The sequence below is a fragment of the Pseudomonas salicis genome (assembly GCF_057128705.1).
On the sequence record NZ_JBSKHU010000007.1, the window covers coordinates 26,959 to 43,367 of the forward strand.

Annotated in this window: 12 protein-coding genes; all 12 read right to left on the reverse strand. The window is 60.0% G+C overall.

Features of this window, described 5'->3' with window-relative positions:
- A complete protein-coding gene (locus ACWKWE_RS24090) occupies positions 1 to 288 on the reverse strand; it encodes a hypothetical protein (protein WP_166595864.1) in 288 nt (95 codons plus the stop codon).
- A gap of 9 nt (positions 289 to 297) precedes the next feature.
- Entirely contained in the window at positions 298 to 4,656 is a 4,359-nt protein-coding gene (locus ACWKWE_RS24095) for an RHS repeat-associated core domain-containing protein (protein ID WP_483851920.1), read from the reverse strand.
- A gap of 24 nt (positions 4,657 to 4,680) precedes the next feature.
- Positions 4,681 to 5,115 carry a DcrB-related protein gene (locus ACWKWE_RS24100; RefSeq protein WP_483851921.1) on the reverse strand — a complete coding sequence of 145 codons (435 nt, stop codon included), beginning with the start codon at positions 5,113 to 5,115 and terminating at the stop codon, positions 4,681 to 4,683.
- Positions 5,116 to 5,140: 25 nt separating this feature from the next.
- Complete coding sequence (locus tag ACWKWE_RS24105) at positions 5,141 to 7,084, reverse strand: type VI secretion system Vgr family protein (protein WP_483851922.1); 1,944 nt, start codon at positions 7,082 to 7,084, stop codon at positions 5,141 to 5,143.
- A gap of 105 nt (positions 7,085 to 7,189) precedes the next feature.
- Positions 7,190 to 9,871 (reverse strand): type VI secretion system ATPase TssH, encoded by a 2,682-nt coding sequence (gene tssH, locus ACWKWE_RS24110; protein WP_483851923.1) that lies wholly within the window; start codon positions 9,869 to 9,871, stop codon positions 7,190 to 7,192.
- Positions 9,864 to 10,943, reverse strand: a complete 1,080-nt coding sequence (tssG, locus tag ACWKWE_RS24115; RefSeq protein WP_483852079.1) for a type VI secretion system baseplate subunit TssG — start codon at positions 10,941 to 10,943, stop codon at positions 9,864 to 9,866. Before tssG ends, tssH begins: the two co-directional genes overlap by 8 nt.
- Entirely contained in the window at positions 10,907 to 12,766 is a 1,860-nt protein-coding gene (gene tssF, locus ACWKWE_RS24120) for a type VI secretion system baseplate subunit TssF (protein WP_483851924.1), read from the reverse strand. The genes tssG and tssF overlap by 37 nt, the downstream gene beginning before the upstream one ends.
- Positions 12,763 to 13,275: a type VI secretion system baseplate subunit TssE gene (gene tssE / locus ACWKWE_RS24125; protein WP_483851925.1), complete on the reverse strand. Its 513-nt coding sequence runs from the start codon at positions 13,273 to 13,275 to the stop codon at positions 12,763 to 12,765. Before tssE ends, tssF begins: the two co-directional genes overlap by 4 nt.
- Entirely contained in the window at positions 13,272 to 13,700 is a 429-nt protein-coding gene (locus tag ACWKWE_RS24130; RefSeq protein WP_483851926.1) for a hypothetical protein, read from the reverse strand. Before ACWKWE_RS24130 ends, tssE begins: the two co-directional genes overlap by 4 nt.
- Positions 13,700 to 14,158, reverse strand: a complete 459-nt coding sequence (locus ACWKWE_RS24135; protein WP_166595902.1) for a type VI secretion system amidase effector protein Tae4 — start codon at positions 14,156 to 14,158, stop codon at positions 13,700 to 13,702. Before ACWKWE_RS24135 ends, ACWKWE_RS24130 begins: the two co-directional genes overlap by 1 nt.
- A 74-nt stretch (positions 14,159 to 14,232) precedes the next feature.
- Positions 14,233 to 14,721: an Hcp family type VI secretion system effector gene (locus tag ACWKWE_RS24140; protein ID WP_166595856.1), complete on the reverse strand. Its 489-nt coding sequence runs from the start codon at positions 14,719 to 14,721 to the stop codon at positions 14,233 to 14,235.
- 181 nt (positions 14,722 to 14,902) lie between these two features.
- A complete protein-coding gene (tssC, locus tag ACWKWE_RS24145; protein ID WP_166595855.1) occupies positions 14,903 to 16,396 on the reverse strand; it encodes a type VI secretion system contractile sheath large subunit in 1,494 nt (497 codons plus the stop codon).
- Positions 16,397 to 16,409 lie beyond the last annotated feature (13 nt).

Genomic DNA, 16,409 nt, shown 5'->3' on the forward strand with positions numbered 1-16,409 from the left:
TTAGAACGGTAATGTTCCTTTGATGGGACTTAATTTGTTGATGTCCGCTCCCTTACCTTCCAAATACTGCAGGGCGTCTTTCAAGGTTGAAAATGTGAGGATTGTTTCATCGGCATAGTCTTCAAATACGTCATATTTGGACTCCTCAATTTTCAAGAAATAGGTGACATAGTTCTCCTTCTCTTTCTTTATGGCGTACTGAAATAGATATTGAATTGAGTCGAGTGGGCGGACTTCGTCATATCCACGCCTCTTTCCCGAGTCGAGAGCTTTGATCAAGTGGTCCATACGATATTCTCAGCCAGTGACATCGATGCGTACCATCGTGCCATCCGCGCGTTTGATGTTGATGTGCGGGAGCTCTCCGTGTCCTGTCCCTTTTGGATCATCGTGTCCGAACACCCGTCCGGTCGCTTTGTCAATGGGATAGTCTTTTCGATAACGAACCGTCCCGTCTTTCTTTTTGAACTGTTCCATTTTGTGTTTCTTTCTTATTCCCGCCGCATCCTGCGAGCCAATGCCACGAACTTTTTGCGCGCCGGGGAACGCTTCCGTGACCAGCTCGTGAGCCTCGGTTTTGGATTTCACACTTACGACTGTTTTTTGTGGCCCATTACGCAGCGCTTCGACTTTCCTCCCGCAAGCGGCTAAACCAAGTGGGTCGATCCATTCAATCGGATTCGGCGCATACGCATACAAATTGATCCCACCCGCCAGCCCAATCGGGTCTGGCGTGGTAAACCGGCCCACGTCCGGGTCGTAGAATCTGAAGGTGTTGTAGTGCAGTCCCGTCTCGCGATCAAGGTATTGGCCTTGAAAACGCAGGTTCTGCTCTTCAATGAAATAGGGCTCGCGCACCTCTTCGGCCGTTTTGCCCCAGACTTGGTAATGCGCCTGCCAGACGATGTGGCCGTCGGTCTCGGTCAGTTGTTCGGGTAGGCCGTTGAGGTCGTTGTGGTAATAGCGGATTTTCTGAAAGTCACCGCTGCCATCGACCCGCGCGACAGGCTCGTGGCGATCGTCCGCGTAGACATAAAGGCTGGTCTGGGCGTGACGATACTCCTGTAGCAGACGCAGGCCGTCCCAAGCGAAGCGGGTTTCGCCGATCAGCAAACCCTTCGCGTTGTGTTCGCTTTTGCCGACGCGTCGACCCAGCGGGTCGTAGGTCATGCGCACCACATGGCCATTCGGGTTGTGAACTTCGATCAAACGGCTCTCGGCGTCGTAAACGAAGCGCTGAGTGCCCAGTCGCACGCTGTGTTTTTCGATCATTCGGCCGAAGCCGTCGTAGCGATAGCGTTTGTCCTGCCAGGTCAGCAGCTTGTTATGGCGGACCCATCCAGCGTTGGGAGAGGGACCGTCCAGCAGGTTGGCCGCTGCGTCGTAGGCGAAGATTTCATCGCGACCGTGAGCGCTTTCCTGGGTAGCGAGAATTCGCGCCGTGGCATCGTAGTGCAGCAGTGTGCGCTGATCGCTCTGACGATTCCGCTGCAGGCGGCTGATCAGATTGTCTGCAGGATCGTATTCATAGTCTTTTGCGCTCTCAGCGGGCAATTGAACCGGCTGACCGGCGAGCCGTTGCTGGCGCGTGCGCAACCGGCCGCTGCGGTCGTACTGGCTGCGGGTATTGATTTGGCCTTGGGTGCGCAGCACCTCGCGATGCAACCGGTCACGTTCAAAGTCGCAGATGACTTCGCCGTCCAGATTGATCTGGTGCAGATGGCCGCTGCCGTAATGCAGACGATTGAGCCAGCGGCCATCCGGAAGCAGGGTCTGAGTGAGATTGCCCAGTTCGTCGTAATGATGCTCAAGCGCCCCGGAGGCAGAGTTTTCAGTCAGCAATTGGCCAACGGCGTCGTAAGTGAGGCCCACCCTTTGCTGCGCGCCGTCCGGATTGGTGAAAGTGATCTCGGTGAGTTGATCCCGCGCGTCGTAGTGGTAATCCGTTCGACCATCGGCGGTCGTCTTGGCAGTCAACCGTCCCGCCGCATCGCGTTCCAGCAGATGGCTCATCGCGTCAGAAGCGGGAATGCCCGCATCCAGTGAGGGATGTTGCTCGATTCGAACCGGATTGTTCAGCGCGTCGTAGGTGTAGCGCTTTTGACTGCCATCCAGATCCTGCTGTGCGACAAGCCGATCCCCTGCATCCCACGCAAATCGATAGCGCTCGCCATTCTCGTTGGTCAGCGCGTCCAGCCGACCATAGCCATCGTAATGAAACTGCACCTGACGCTGATGAGCGTCGAGGCGTTGCCGCGCCCGGCCACGGCGGTCGTATTGATAACGGGTGGTATGGCCTGCGGGATCGGTGTAGCCGGTCAGCCGTCCGCTGCTGTCTCGCATGTAATGCTCGACGCGCCCTTCGGGCAGCTGGCGCTGCAGCAGCCGTCCTTGAACGTCGTGCTGATACACCGTGCGCTCACCCAGCGCATCGGCGATGAAGTGCAGGTGGCCGCGTCGGTCATAGCCGAACGCTGTGCGGTATCCGGAGCAGTCGATGTGTTCGGTCAACTGCCCGTGTTCGTTCCAATGCAGCCGTTTGATCTTGCCTGTGGCATCGACGATTTCTCGGACCTGTCCGCGCTCGTCGTGGCGGTACTGGGTGAGATGACCGAGCGGGTCGGTCTCGTGGGTGCAGTTGCCGCGTGCATCGTAACGGTATTGCCAGCTATGGCCCGCCGCGTCGGTTTCGGTCAACGGCAGCGACCAGTGCTCCAGCCAGAGTGTTGAGGTGATGCGCCCCAACGGGTCCTGGCTTGAACAGAGATTGCCTGCCTCGTCATAGGCGTACTGCCACTGTCCGCCTTGGGGATCGATGGCCCCCAGCAACTGACGCTCATCGTTCCACGAAAATTGCCAGGTATCGCCCAGATTATTGGTGTACTCGGTGATCTGGTGCTGCGCGTTCCAACGACGAAAGCTCGCTCGGTTCAGGCCATCGGTGATCCGCGTCACGCCTGCACTCAGGTCATAGTCGAAGCGGTACTCGTCGCCTTCATCGGTCCAGTGACGCACGACGCGCCACTCACGATCATTGATCAACGCCCAGTCATAAAAACAGCGCAGCCCTGTGGGCAATTGATGCTCGACCATGCGTTGAGCGCTGTCGTAGGTGAAGCGGCGCTGCACATGGCCTAATGCATCACGGACTTCGGACAGATCGCCGCGCGCGTCAAAACCGTAGGTGGCCAGCGTTTCCACGGAATGATCATCGAATACCCGGTCGATGCGTTCGACGCGCCCCGGCCATTGCGCCGAATAGACCAACGTCACCCGTACAACATCGAAGGTGTCGCGCAGCTGGATCAGCCGCCCGTCAGCGTCGTAATCCAGATAAAGGCGGTTGTCATTCCGGTCGCCCCATTGCGTGAGACGCAGGCGGGCTGGGTCGGCCGACGTAGGCTCGAACAGACGATAAAGACCGTCTTCGCTTTCGATCAGTAACTGGCCGTTGCCATGACGCCGCACGGCCAAACCTTCGCCTGCGCTGAACGTGGCGCCGCCCAGCGGAATCGATCCTACATCAATCCGCCGCGCCTGTTCATCGATGTAAACCAGCCGTTCGCCGCCGTCGGGATGCGGTTCGACCTGCACGCTGATTTCATGGGCGACACTCCAACCCGCACCGAACAGGCTGTCACGTCGCTCGTCCCGGCTGCTGTAGAAGCGTTGCCATGCCAGCGGAAGGATGCCGGGCAAGGCGAAATCCAGCTCTTCGGCGCCTCCCAAGACTTTCGCCCCTGTCGCCGCATGGACGGGGTTCGGCGAGCCTGCGATAGCGTGGGTCAGCGCGCCCATCGCAGAACTCACGACAAAAGAATTCACCCCACTCATCAGCATGCACGGCAAATTGCTGAGGAATTTGCCTTTGCTGCCTTTGAGCATCATTAACGCGGTAATCGCCAAACCGATGCCCGGCGTTTTGCCGCTGCGAATCTCGCGGACCACGACTTTGCCGCCGCCGATGCGCACGTTGGGCGAGATCAGTCCTGAGGACGCAACTGTGGCATCACAGGTGCTGCGATCCCCGCTTCGAACGGCGGGCTGGCCGTTGATGGTGACCTTGTCCGAGCCTTCGGCAAGAAACTGCGGTGGCATTGGCGGATGCCGAGTGCAAAGCACCAGGTCCAGCGGCTTGGGAACGGCACCCGGCGCGGGGACGGCCACCGTGGGACGCCACATTTGCGAGAAGAATCCTTTGGCCATGTCGAGAAAGCCCGGCTCTTCACCTTGAGCCTCCTCGGGAATTGCCTCGGCCGAACCGGTGGGGGCGAGCATTGACGGCACCGAGCCTGCCGCTCGCGCTGCCGGAATGCCATTGATGAACGTGTCGGTAGAGCCTGTCGAAATCGTGGCCTGCACCGTGGGCGGGAACAGCCCGTTGCCGATGTCTTCGCATAACGAGCTCAGCCCCTTGTCGGCGCCGGTCTTGCTCATGACCACGCCCACCACCACGCCGACCACCGCCCCCAGCACGCAGGCACCGAGACCACCCGTGGCGACGGTGAGGCCTGTCGCCGCCACCACCGCAGCCGTGGCCAATGCGCCTATTGCTACGTTGGCGGCCACTTCGAGCACGCCGCCAAGAATGTCCGCCATCATCGAGGTATGTGACAGCGCGTCGCCTACCCTGGCCGCCCATAACGCGTCAGACATCCGTTTCCCTCATCCGCGGCGACCTCACTGAATGCCGTCGAACGTCAGGGACAGTTTTATGCGCGTCCAGTGTTCAGCCTCGGCTTCGCCCAGCGGCTGAGCCTTGACGTAACTCAGCGCGAGCATCTTGCGGGTGCCGGGCAGCACCAGCGCCAGTTGGTACTGATACACCTTATCCGTGGCCTTGCTGAATTGGCTGCGCAACTCCAAGGCCTCGATTTCGTGCGCCGGACCCACGCGGACGGCCTGCGGGGGCTGATAACGCAGGCCGCTGACCTGCTGCTCCAGGCGCTTGAGCTGTGCATCGAAATTGCTGTGCAATGTTTCGTCATCGGCCAGAAAGCTGCGGCTGATAATCAGGCTGGTCTCAAGCGCCGGAAACTTGAGAATGTTGATGGAGCTGTCTTGCAGCTCGGGATCAGGCAGCGCGAACTGGAATTCATTGATGCGGTAAGTCATGACAACGGCTTCTCTTTAAATAGGGTCACTGGCTGGATTTGGGTTCGGGAAACATCCCTTTGACGGCGGCATCGATGCTGCCCTTGTCGCCCTGGCCATCGGGCGTTGCGCCCGGGCCACCGCCGATGTTCAAGTGCAGCTTGCCGCCGGTGTTGATCTCGGCGCTGCCTTCAGTATTGAAATTGAACTGCACGCCCGTCAGGTTGATCTGGCCGCTGGCGTTGAGCTCCAGCACGCTCTTGCCACACACCAGACGCAGGTTGTCACCGACCTCGATCAGATAGCTGCGGCTGATGCTGTCGGTTTTGCTCGACCCCACCAGCAACACATCGTCCTGTTTGACGGCGCGAACCCGGTTTCGACCAATCGTCACCTGCTCGTCATTACCAATGCTTTTATGCCGGTCATGCCCCACCGAATGGCTCTCATCGACCTCGACCACGATGTCCTGATTACGCTCGGCATGGATGTACAGCTGCTCCTCGCCCTTTTTGTCTTCCATGCGGATTTCGTTGAAGTTCGCGGGCGTGCCGCCTTTGCTCGAACGGCTTTTGGTGCCGCTTTGCGTGGCGTTGGCGGGGAGGTCGTAGGGCACGGTCTGTTCGGCGTTGTAGACGCGGCCGGTGATGATCGGACGGTCGGGGTCGCCTTCCAGAAAACTGACAATGACTTCCTGGCCGATGCGCGGAATTTGCATCGAACCCCAGTTTTTACCGGCCCAGGCTTGGGACACCCGAATCCAGCAGGAGCTGTTTTCGTTGGACTGATCGTGACGGTCCCAATAGAAGTGCACTTTCACGCGGCCAAAGGAGTCGGTGAAAATTTCTTCTTTCTCGGGGCCGACGACGAGGGCGGTCTGCGGGCCTTTGACGATTGGGCGCGGGGTGGCGGGCAGAGGACGAAAACTCTGGTGCGCGTCGATGCAGGTGAGGTCGCTTTCGAATTGCAGTCCGCCATTGCCCTGACCGGTTTCCAGGCTCTCCTGGGTGACCGTGTATTCAGCGCGGACAATCAGGTATTCCCGGTTCTGATCCTGACGGCTGAAACCGCTGAGGCTGAACACATGGCCGGCGCTAAGACCGCGTGCGTTGCTGTTCAGCTCGACCCGTTCGTGCAGGCTCTGAATCGCTTCGATGCGGGTGCGCGCGTAGTGTTCGCCGTCCTCACTCTGCACGTAAGTGCTGGGGTAGTCGAACAGCGGATAGTCGCCCGCGCTGTGTGGACGGGGCATGGCGGAGCGCACGTCAATGCGCGCGCTGGGGCGCTGGAAATCGTAGTCGTTGAGTTCAAGAGAACCGGGCTGGACTTCCTGCGCGAGTTTCCAGCCGCTGATGTGATCCCGTTCCCGATGCTGGCCGTCAGGGTGGTAAAACGGCACGGATTCGTAACCGGGCGCAGGTGCATGAGCGCCGTAGGCATCGGCCAGGACCAGCACGTGACGGTCCTTTTCCTGGCGGAAGAAGTAATAAATCCCTTCCTGTTCCATCAAGCGGCTGACGAAATCGAAGCTGGTTTCCCGGTACTGAACGCAGTATTCCCACTCCCGATACGGGCGGCTGAGAGCGTCTTCGAAATCTGAAAAGCCGAGGTCGCGAAACACCTGCTTGATGATCTGCGGGATCGTCAGGTGCTGAAAAATCTTGCAGTCGGACGTGCGGGTCAGCATCCACAGCCAAGGGCGCAAGGTGACTTGATAGCTGGCGAACTGGCCCGTGTCCACGCCCTGACCGCACCGCGCGACCAGCCCGTGAAAGTGACGGCTGCCGCCACCGTCCAACTGCACCGACACGCTCATGGGCTTGCCGAGCAGTTGGTTGAGGTCAATGGCGTCGTCGAGGGAGGTCAGTTGAAGCTCGTAGGTGAACAGCCGACCCAATTCGTCCGTGCCGGCCAGGCTTTTGAGCAGCAGAACATTCGTGCCGAGCGGGCTGCTGACTTGCGCCAAGCGGGTGAGTTGCGTGAATAGCATGGGTTATCTCATAAGTTCGGGAGCGGCGTTTTTTCGCGAATGAATTCGCTCCCGCAGAGGCGCGTGATGACCCGTGGGAGCGAACTCATTCGCGATGGCGTCGGATCAAACCCCGACATCGCTAAATCGATAATCCAACTGGTTATCCCGCTCGCTGATCCTGACCCCCGCCATGGGCTTGCCGTCGAGCATGCGCGTCAGGAACTCGCGGCTCATGTCCGGCAGCAGGGTGTTGGTCAGAATGGTGTCGATCATTCGGCCGCCGCTTTCGGTTTCGGTGCAGCGCGAGACGATCAAATCGACCACCGCGTCGTCGTAGTCGAATGCGACCTTGTGCGTGTTTTCCACGCGTTTCTTGATGCGGTTCAGTTGCAGGCGGGTGATCGCCTTGAGCATGGTGTCGCTCAGCGGGTAATACGGGATGGTCACCAGCCGCCCGAGCAGCGCGGGCGGGAAGATTTCCAGCAACGGCTGACGCAGGGCTTTGGCGATCTCTTCCGGATCGGGCACGTTTTGCGCGTCTTTGCACAGATGTGAAATCAGCTCGGTACCGGCGTTGGTGGTGAGCAGGATCAGGGTGTTCTTGAAGTCTATCACCCGGCCTTCGCCATCTTCCATGACGCCCTTGTCAAACACTTGAAAGAAGATTTCGTGCACATCCGGGTGAGCTTTCTCCACCTCGTCCAGCAGCACGACGCTGTACGGTTTGCGACGCACCGCCTCGGTCAGCACGCCGCCTTCGCCGTAGCCGACGTAACCGGGCGGGGCGCCCTTGAGCGTCGAGACCGTGTGAGCTTCCTGGAACTCACTCATGTTGATGGTGATGACGTTCTGCTCGCCGCCGTACATGGCTTCGGCCAAGGCGAGGGCGGTTTCGGTCTTGCCCACGCCCGACGTGCCCGCGAGCATGAACACGCCGATGGGTTTGCTCGGGTTGTCGAGGCCTGCGCGAGACGTCTGGATGCGTTTGGCGATCATCTGCAACGCGTGGTCCTGGCCGATGATGCGCTTTTTCAAGTGCTGGTCGAGGTTCAGCACGGTTTCCAGCTCGTTGCGCGCCATGCGGCCGACGGGGATGCCGGTCCAGTCGGCGACCACCGAGGCGACGGCCTGATAATCGACGGTGGGGAGAATCAACGGGCTTTCGCCTTGCAGGGCGCTGAGGCGTGATTGCAGGTCGGCCAGCTTTTCCCGCTGCGCGTGACTTTGCCCGGCCTCAACGTCCTGATCGACGACGCCCGCGATTTCGCGCAACTCGGCGCGTGTGGCGAGCAGCTCGTCCACCAGCGATTTTTCTTCCTTCCAGCGGCTTTCCAGTTCTGTCAGCCGTGCGCGCTCGGTGTTGAGCAGCGCTTCGCTGTTGGTGCGGCGTGCGCCCGTGTCGATACCAATCGCATGCTCGCGCGCAATGATCTGCAACTCGGTTTCCAGCGCTTCGATCCGACGACGGCTGTCGTCCACCTCCGCAGGCACCGCGTGCAAGCTCACGGCAACGCGGGCGCAGGCGGTGTCCAGCAGGCTGACGGATTTGTCCGGCAACTGACGCGCCGGAATGTAGCGGTGGGACAGCTTGACCGAGGCCTCCAGCGCTTCGTCCAGAATCTGCACCTGATGGTGTTTTTCCATCGTCGAGGCGACGCCGCGCATCATCAGCAGGGCCTTGTCCTCCGAAGGCTCGCCGACCTGCACCACCTGGAAACGTCGGGTGAGGGCGGGGTCTTTCTCAATGTGTTTTTTGTACTCGGCCCACGTCGTCGCCGCGACCGTGCGCAAGGTGCCCCGCGCCAGAGCGGGCTTCAGCAGGTTGGCGGCATCGCCCGTTCCCGCCGCACCGCCCGCGCCCACCAACGTATGGGCTTCGTCAATGAACAGGATGATCGGCTTGGGCGAGGCCTGAACGTCTTCGATGACTTGGCGCAGACGCTGTTCGAACTCGCCTTTCATGCTCGCCCCGGCTTGCAACAGGCCGACGTCGAGGCTGCGCAGTTCGACGTCCTTGAGTGCAGGCGGCACGTCGCCAGCCACAATGCGCAACGCAAAGCCTTCGACCACGGCGGTTTTGCCGACGCCCGCTTCACCCGTGAGGATCGGGTTGTTCTGCCGACGGCGCATGAGGATGTCGACCATTTGCCGAATCTCTTCGTCGCGCCCGACGATAGGGTCTAGCTTGCCGCTGCGGGCCTGTTCGGTCATGTCCACCGTGAAACGTTTGAGGGCTTCCTGTTTACCCATCGCGCTCGGCGCGATTGCGCCGCTGGCTTCGCCGGGTGTCGAGGCGGCGTTGAAACCGTCGCTGGCGCTGAGGGCGTTTTCCGGGGAGTCGCCGACGTACTCGTCAAAGCGCTCACTCAGGGCCTCGATTTTGATCTTGTCGAACTCGCCCGACAGGCCGAGCAACGCGTGACGCAGGCTCGGCGTCTTGAGGATGCCGATCAGCAGATAGCCCGTGCGCACCTGGCTTTCACCAAACATCAGGCTGCCGTAGACCCAGCCGCGCTCGACGGCTTCTTCGACATGGGAGGACAGATCGGTGATCGACGTCGACCCTCGTGGCAGGCGGTCCAGCGCTTCGGTCAAGTCGCGGGCGAGGCGCGCCGGTTCGACGTTGAATTGGCGAATAATGCGATGCAGGTCGGAATCTTGCAGTTGCAGTAACTGATGAAACCAGTGCGCCAGTTCCACGTACGGGTTGCCCCGCAGCTTGCAAAAGACCGTGGCGGCTTCGATGGCCTTGTAACCGACGCTGTTCAGTTTGCCGAACAGCGCCGCGCGACTGATTTCACCCATGTTTCGTGCTCCTTGCGAATTGGTGTAGTGAAGGCGCGACGTCAGGTTGCGCGGCACTCGCCTGATCGGCGTAATGTCGGGCGAGAATCAGGTCGTCGGCGTCTTCTTTCGGCTGTCCCAGCCAGGTGTTGAACCCTAGGCGGAACTGGCCGTTGAGTTGCAGTGTGGGAATGTGTGGTTGTTGCAGGATCAGGTTCAGGTCCCAGTCCAGTTCATGGCCCAGGTATTCAGCGACCCACGCCACCAGGTGCTTGAAGGGCTCGCCGTCGGGCAGCATGCCCATGTACTCGTCGAGCGTGAGAGGGCCGAGGCGGATGCGAAATTTATGCTGGCGATCCCAGACGTGGCTGCCCAGACAGAAATCGATCCCCAACTGGTTGGCGCTGACACCCACGCGGCTCCGTTCGGGCAATTCGAGCCACTGACCCACGTACTCCTCGATCGCCACCGGCAGGCCGAAATAATCCTCAAGGATCGCTTTCAGGCCATCGGGGTAGCGGGTTTGCGCGGACAGGTGACCGCTGAAGTGCAGCTTGGCGGTGTCGGGAATCAGCCCCTGATGCAGCAGGCTCGGCATGCCTCTGCCACTGAACGCGGCGAGCCGGGCGGACCAATAGTCATCGTCGGGCCGGTCGTGGCTGACGGTGGGGCGAGCCTCCGCCCACGCCCGATAAAACAGGCTGAGCAGGCGATGATGGAACACGTCAAGAAAGCGCTTGCTGGTGCTGTCGGCGTTATTGCGCTCGCGCTCGCGGACGTACTCGGTGAGGTGCAGCGGCAACGGGCCGTTGGGGCCGCCCAGACCGAAGAAATACTGTTCGAGCCGCGCTGGCCGTTCGTCGTCAGCAGGCGTCAGCGCTGCCAGGGTCGAAGGCGCGAAAGCGCAGTCGGGCTGCTGACCCAGTCTCAACGGGTCGTCGGCCAGTCGCACGGAATGCCCGAAGCGCGGCAGCTCCGGGGATTCGCACTCGATGCGCCGCAGCGCCTGGAAGAAATCGTACTCCCACGGCGCTTCGTGCATGTCGGTGAGCGTACTCACAATGTCGGACGCCGACCGGGCTGAGCTTTCCAGCGCATGATCTCGCCGCGCTCGCGGGTGCGAATCACGGTTTCGGTGAAGCTGTTGATGGACACGTAACGCGCCAGAAAGCGCTGAAACACCGAGCCCATCAGAAAGACGCCCGTGCCGCGAAAGGCGTTCTCGTCGAACTCCAGGGTGATTTCCAATCCACGCCCAAACACAATGGGCCCCGGCATCGGCAGGCGTCGGGTGCAGGGCTTGCTGCTCACGTCAATCAGCCCCTCGATCTGCAATTGCAGGGCAGCGTCTTGAGCGTCGCCGTAAAGACGCAACAACTCACGCAATGCCGCAGCGCCTTGGCCCTGCTCGCTGAGTGACAGGTAATTCAGCGAGAGTTGGCTGATCAGGCGCCAGGCTTTCTGATCGTGGGCGTGGCTGGCGCGAGGACGGCTTGGGCCTGCCAGGCAACGAATCGATGTGACCGGTGCACTGTCGGCGAGGGTGAAATCGGTCTTGCCGCCGCCCACGTTCATGAACAACGGCAGGTCGCGATTGGTGCACAACGCGCTGACGCCCAGCTGACGCAGATCATGACGATGCGGGGCCTGTTGACTGTCCACCAGACTGACAAAGGTTTCGCTGCCGACGTAGGTTGAGCGCGTTCCAGTACGGCGTTGTTCACTGGACAGCACGCGAGGTTCGCGACGTAGTGTGTAATAGGCTTTGTCACGGCCATAACGCGATGGATCGCGCACCGCGTAGAACGGCAAAAACGCTTGTTCGGGACCGGTGCCATGGCCTGTCACGCCAGTCAGCGAATGAATTTCAAAATCCATCGGGCGCGTGCGATCAGCGATCACGTGGTGTTCGTTGACCCGGTCAGACAGGTGAATCCGATCGACACGACGCGGAAACAGATTGATCGCCGGGGTGCAGAACGGCACAAACTGCTGAGACCCGACGCTGCCTTCAAGGCTCTGATCAAGGCGCTCGAACAGCACGATCAATTCCAGCTCTTGGCCTTCGCAACGTTGCACCGCACGACTCAGCCCGGTGAAGTCGACGAACAGGTAGCGCTGGGGCAGGGCGAAATATTCCTGCAGAAGCCGATAGCCCTGAAACGCCTGCGCGACCACGGGCATTGCGGCTTCCCGGTCGTCGAATCCACGAGGCTTCAGCGCGTCACTTGGCAGGCGCTCCACCCAATCGCTGCCGGGCTGTCGTGCAAACACCGCGCAGGCATTGCCCAACAACTGCTCGTAAAGACGAAACGGCAATTCATCCGCGCCGTTGAGGTACAGCGGTAGGTTTTCCAGATTCAGTGAATTGAATGGCAGTTCGGCGCCGGTCTTCAGCGTGATGCGCAACCCGGCTTTCGCCTTGGATTCGCTGGCGGCGAGGCGGCCCAATACGGTAGCCGGGTTGCCGAAATATTCAGCGTGGCTGACCTTGAGCGGCCACAGGGTGACGGCATGGGCGCTGCGGTATTCACAGGATGTCTGAGAGTCCCGACCCAAGGTGGCGCGCAACACGCTGTCACGGGGCAGGGTAAAGCCGCTGCTCAGCGAGCCTTCGTTGGGGTCGATCTGCATCTGCACCACCGTCATCGACGGCGTCGGTGCGAGGTAATGCGGGTAGGCGATTTCCAGCAGATTGTGGGTGAAGGTCGGGTACTCGGCGTCGAGCTTCAACTGCACTCGCGCCGTGAGATAAGCAAATCCTTCCAGCAGACGCTCGACATACGGGTCGGCGCAGTCCAGCCCGGACAGCGTCAGGCGCCCGGCGATCTTCGGATATTCCTTGGCAAACTCCGCCGCGCTTTCGCGTACGTGTTGCAGTTCCTGGTTGTACAGCTCCAGCAGACGCGGGTTCATGTGCGTCTCCGTTGTTCGGCTGGCACAACCTGCACATGACCGGATTCCAGATCCAGATCGGTGCGCAATAAGAGCGGCAACGCCACTGGCTGCGCCCACAGGTCGCCCTCGATCTCGAAACTCAGGGCGTTGTGGTTCATCTGGTCGGGCAAGGTCTGGGCGCGGACACGCAAGGTATGGCGCAGGATGCGTGGTTCAAATGTGGCGATGGCCTGATGAATCAAGCCCTCCAGGACGCTGACATCAATGCTCGACGCGCTGTTGCCGGCCAGCGCAGGCAGACCGTAATTAATCACTGACGTACCGGCAGGGGTGTGCAATGTGGCGTCGGCATCCAGCAACGACGTTGTATTGAGCAGCCAGGTCAGGTCTCGTAATACCGACGCCTTGAGCTGAGTGAGCGACAGCACGCGTTTGTCCGCGCTTTCCTGCAGATTGCCGGGTTCATCATCGATCAGACGGTCGAGCAGCGAGGGCTGCAGGCGTTCGCGAGAGGTCAGGGTGTTCACCAGTCGAACTGCCCAACGAAGATTTTCTGGTCCCACTGGCGGATATTGCATCTTTCCACTTGGTGTACCGGAGCAAGTTCCACGTGGCCTTTGAAATAGCGGATGGCCTGCAGATCCGTCGTGCAGTTTGTGTCGGGAGATGCTGCGCGATCGCTGTGCTGAACCATAAATATGTCTGCCGAAAGGTAGTTTTCGAGAACTGCCTTACCTAGAAAGTTTTGGCTGAATTGGCAAGGCCATTTCACGTCAAGGCGCAGCAACGAATCGTCTGAGCGTGCCAAGGCGCACTGACCTTCGTCGTTGATCAAGCTGATGTTCCGGCCATCGAAAGCGAGTTTGCGTATTTCCTTCTGATCTTGGGGTTTAGTGCCAGCGTACGCTGCGAAGGTCAGCAGGCTCAGAAGGATGACAGCAAGAGATTTCATCACGCGAGCTCCCAGAACCAGACGCTTTTGGATCGATGGAAGTAGTCGCTGCCCCTTGTAGCGGTAATCCCGCGGTCCCACAGATCAATGTGATCTCCGCTCGGATGTCCTTCTGCATCATTGGGCTGATAAAAGAAATCCTTGAAGAAGATGATCCCCACCTTGTTCAGGATTTTGTCGCGATCAGATGCGCCATTCGTATAAATCGCCGGACGCCCGAGCTGGTTTTTCCATAGCCAATTGGCCAGGGACTCTGCCCCTCTGGCGTGCTCATGGGCGCATTTGGGTTCGCTGTAGGTGGATTTGTTTACCTTTATCGTATGCTCTGCATTGAGCGTGATGCTCATGCGAATCGCACACTGGTTGAGCCAAGGCCCATCACATGGATCGCCGGCGGGATGATCGGCCATCAACCTTTCGTAGGCATTCCACAAATTGATAAACGACGGCTTGGCCACGGCTATGGCTCCCTGCAAAAAATGTCCATTTGGGCCACGCGCCTGCCCCGAGACGGGCAGGCGCATGGAGACAATCACAGCTTGGTGTTGGTGCGGATGTTCCAGCCGTACTTGATCAGGCCGCCATCCTTGGTGCCGTCAGCTTTCTGAGGCTGGTAGTCGACACGAACCTGGGCAAAGTTCAGCGTCAACTTCTCGGTCAGGCGATCCTCTGCACCCGAGCCACCGGTGTCGTAGCCGGTCACGATGACTTCCTCCAGCGTGATCACCAGATACTCGACCTGGCTCTCGCCACCGGCCTTGCGCACGGTCAAGGTGACCTTGTCGATGTGCTTGCCGCTGGAGCACACCATCATCAGATTCGGCGTTGCCTTGTCGATGTACTTGGTGAACGACAGGTCCCGAACGCTGACCTTGCCTGCACCACCGCCACCGCCGGTGTGCATGTTGCCGGACTGGGTCATGCCCCAGCTCCAGTTCAGAACATCGATTTCGTCCTTGTGGGCCTTGTCCTGCGACTCGCCCTTGATGTCGCCAATCTTGATGAAGATATCAACAGCCATGTTTTCTCCAGTGTGGTCTTCACCACGATGTTGATGACCCGAATGCCCGGATTCGGTGGGCATTCAGGATTCGGGATTCAATCTGTAGGCGCGAATTCGTTCGCGAAGCGGTCTGACGGGCGATACATTTTCGGCGCCTGCCAGTCAGTTCCCGAATAAATTCGCTCCCACAGTGTCGAGATCAGGCGCCCTTCGCCGAAGGCAGCTTGGACACCAGGCGCAGTGACACTGTCAGCCCTTCAAGCTGGTAGTGCGGGCGCAGGAAGAACTTCGAGTTGTAGTAACCCGGATTGCCCTCGACGTCCTCGACCACCACCTCGGCAGCCGCCAGCGGTTGCTGCGCCTTCGTGGTTTCGGTGGAATGCGCGGGGTCCCCATCGACGTAGTTCAATATCCAGTTCTGCAACCAGCGCTGCATCTCGTCCTTCTCTTTGAAGGAGCCGATCTTGTCGCGCACGATGCACTTCAGGTAATGGGCGAAGCGGCAGGTGGCGAAAAGGTACGGCAGGCGCGCCGCCAGATTGGCGTTGGCCGTGGCGTCCGGGTCGTCGTATTCGGCCGGTTTCTGCAAGGACTGCGCGCCAATGAAGGCGGCGAAATCGGTGTTTTTCTTGTGCAGCAGCGGCATGAAACCGTTCTTCGCCAGCTCGGCTTCGCGACGGTCGGAGATCGCGATTTCGGTCGGGCACTTCATGTCCACGCCGCCATCATCGGTCGGGAACGTATGGGCAGGCAGGTTCTGCACTTCGCCGCCGGACTCCACGCCACGGATTCGCGAACACCAGCCGTAATGCTTGAACGACCGGTTGATGTTCACCGCCATCGCATAGGCTGCGTTGGCCCAGGTGTACTTGGCGCTATCGGCACCGTCGGTGTCCTCTTCGAACGCGAAGGCTTCCACCGGATCAGTTTTGGCACCATACGGCAGGCGAGCCAGGAAGCGCGGCATGGTCAGGCCGATGTAGCGCGAGTCTTCCGATTCACGCAGCGAACGCCAGCCTGCGTATTCCGGGGTGGTGAAAATCTTGGTCAGGTCACGCGGGTTCGACAGCTCCTGCCACGACCCCATGCCCATCACGGTCGGCGAGGCCGCTGCGATGAAGGGCGCATGCATCGCCGCGCAGGTTTTCGACAGCTCGGTCAGCAGCTCGACGTCCTGTGGCGACTGGTCGAAATAGTAATCGCCGACCAGACAGCCGTAAGGCTCGCCGCCGAACTGGCCATATTCTTCCTCGTACATCTTCTTGAAAACCGGGCTTTGGTCCCACGCCGTGCCCTTGAATTTCTTCAGGGTCTTGTGCAACTCCGGCTTGGAGATGTTCAGCACGCGAATCTTCAGTTGCTCATCGCTTTCGGTGTTGTTGACGAGGTAATGCAGCCCGCGCCACGCGCTTTCCAATTGCTGGAATTCCGGGTGATGGATCACCTGATTCACTTGCGCGGTGAGCTTGGCGTCGATGGCGGCAATGATCGACTCGATCGAGGTAATGGCGTCGTTGGAGACGAGATCGGTCTGCGCCAGTGCCTGCTCGGCAAGGGTGCGAACGGCGGTTTCAACGGCTTCGCGGGCGCGCTCGGTCTTGGGTTTGAACTCTTGCAACAGCAGCGACGCGAACGCGTTGGCGTCTTCGGTCTGGGCGGCTGGGGCCTGGGTGTCACGCAGCAATTCAGTCATGGTCGTTCGTCCT

Coding starts and splice junctions, on each gene's coding strand:
- ACWKWE_RS24130 (WP_483851926.1), bottom strand. CDS start 13,700: ATGAAATCTCTTGCTGTCATCCTTCTGAGCCTGCTGACCTTCGCAGCG.
- tssF (WP_483851924.1), bottom strand. CDS start 12,766: ATGAACCCGCGTCTGCTGGAGCTGTACAACCAGGAACTGCAACACGTA.
- tssC (WP_166595855.1), bottom strand. CDS start 16,396: ATGACTGAATTGCTGCGTGACACCCAGGCCCCAGCCGCCCAGACCGAA.
- ACWKWE_RS24105 (WP_483851922.1), bottom strand. CDS start 7,084: ATGCTATTCACGCAACTCACCCGCTTGGCGCAAGTCAGCAGCCCGCTC.
- ACWKWE_RS24140 (WP_166595856.1), bottom strand. CDS start 14,721: ATGGCTGTTGATATCTTCATCAAGATTGGCGACATCAAGGGCGAGTCG.
- ACWKWE_RS24090 (WP_166595864.1), bottom strand. CDS start 288: ATGGACCACTTGATCAAAGCTCTCGACTCGGGAAAGAGGCGTGGATAT.
- ACWKWE_RS24095 (WP_483851920.1), bottom strand. CDS start 4,656: ATGTCTGACGCGTTATGGGCGGCCAGGGTAGGCGACGCGCTGTCACAT.
- tssH (WP_483851923.1), bottom strand. CDS start 9,871: ATGGGTGAAATCAGTCGCGCGGCGCTGTTCGGCAAACTGAACAGCGTC.
- ACWKWE_RS24100 (WP_483851921.1), bottom strand. CDS start 5,115: ATGACTTACCGCATCAATGAATTCCAGTTCGCGCTGCCTGATCCCGAG.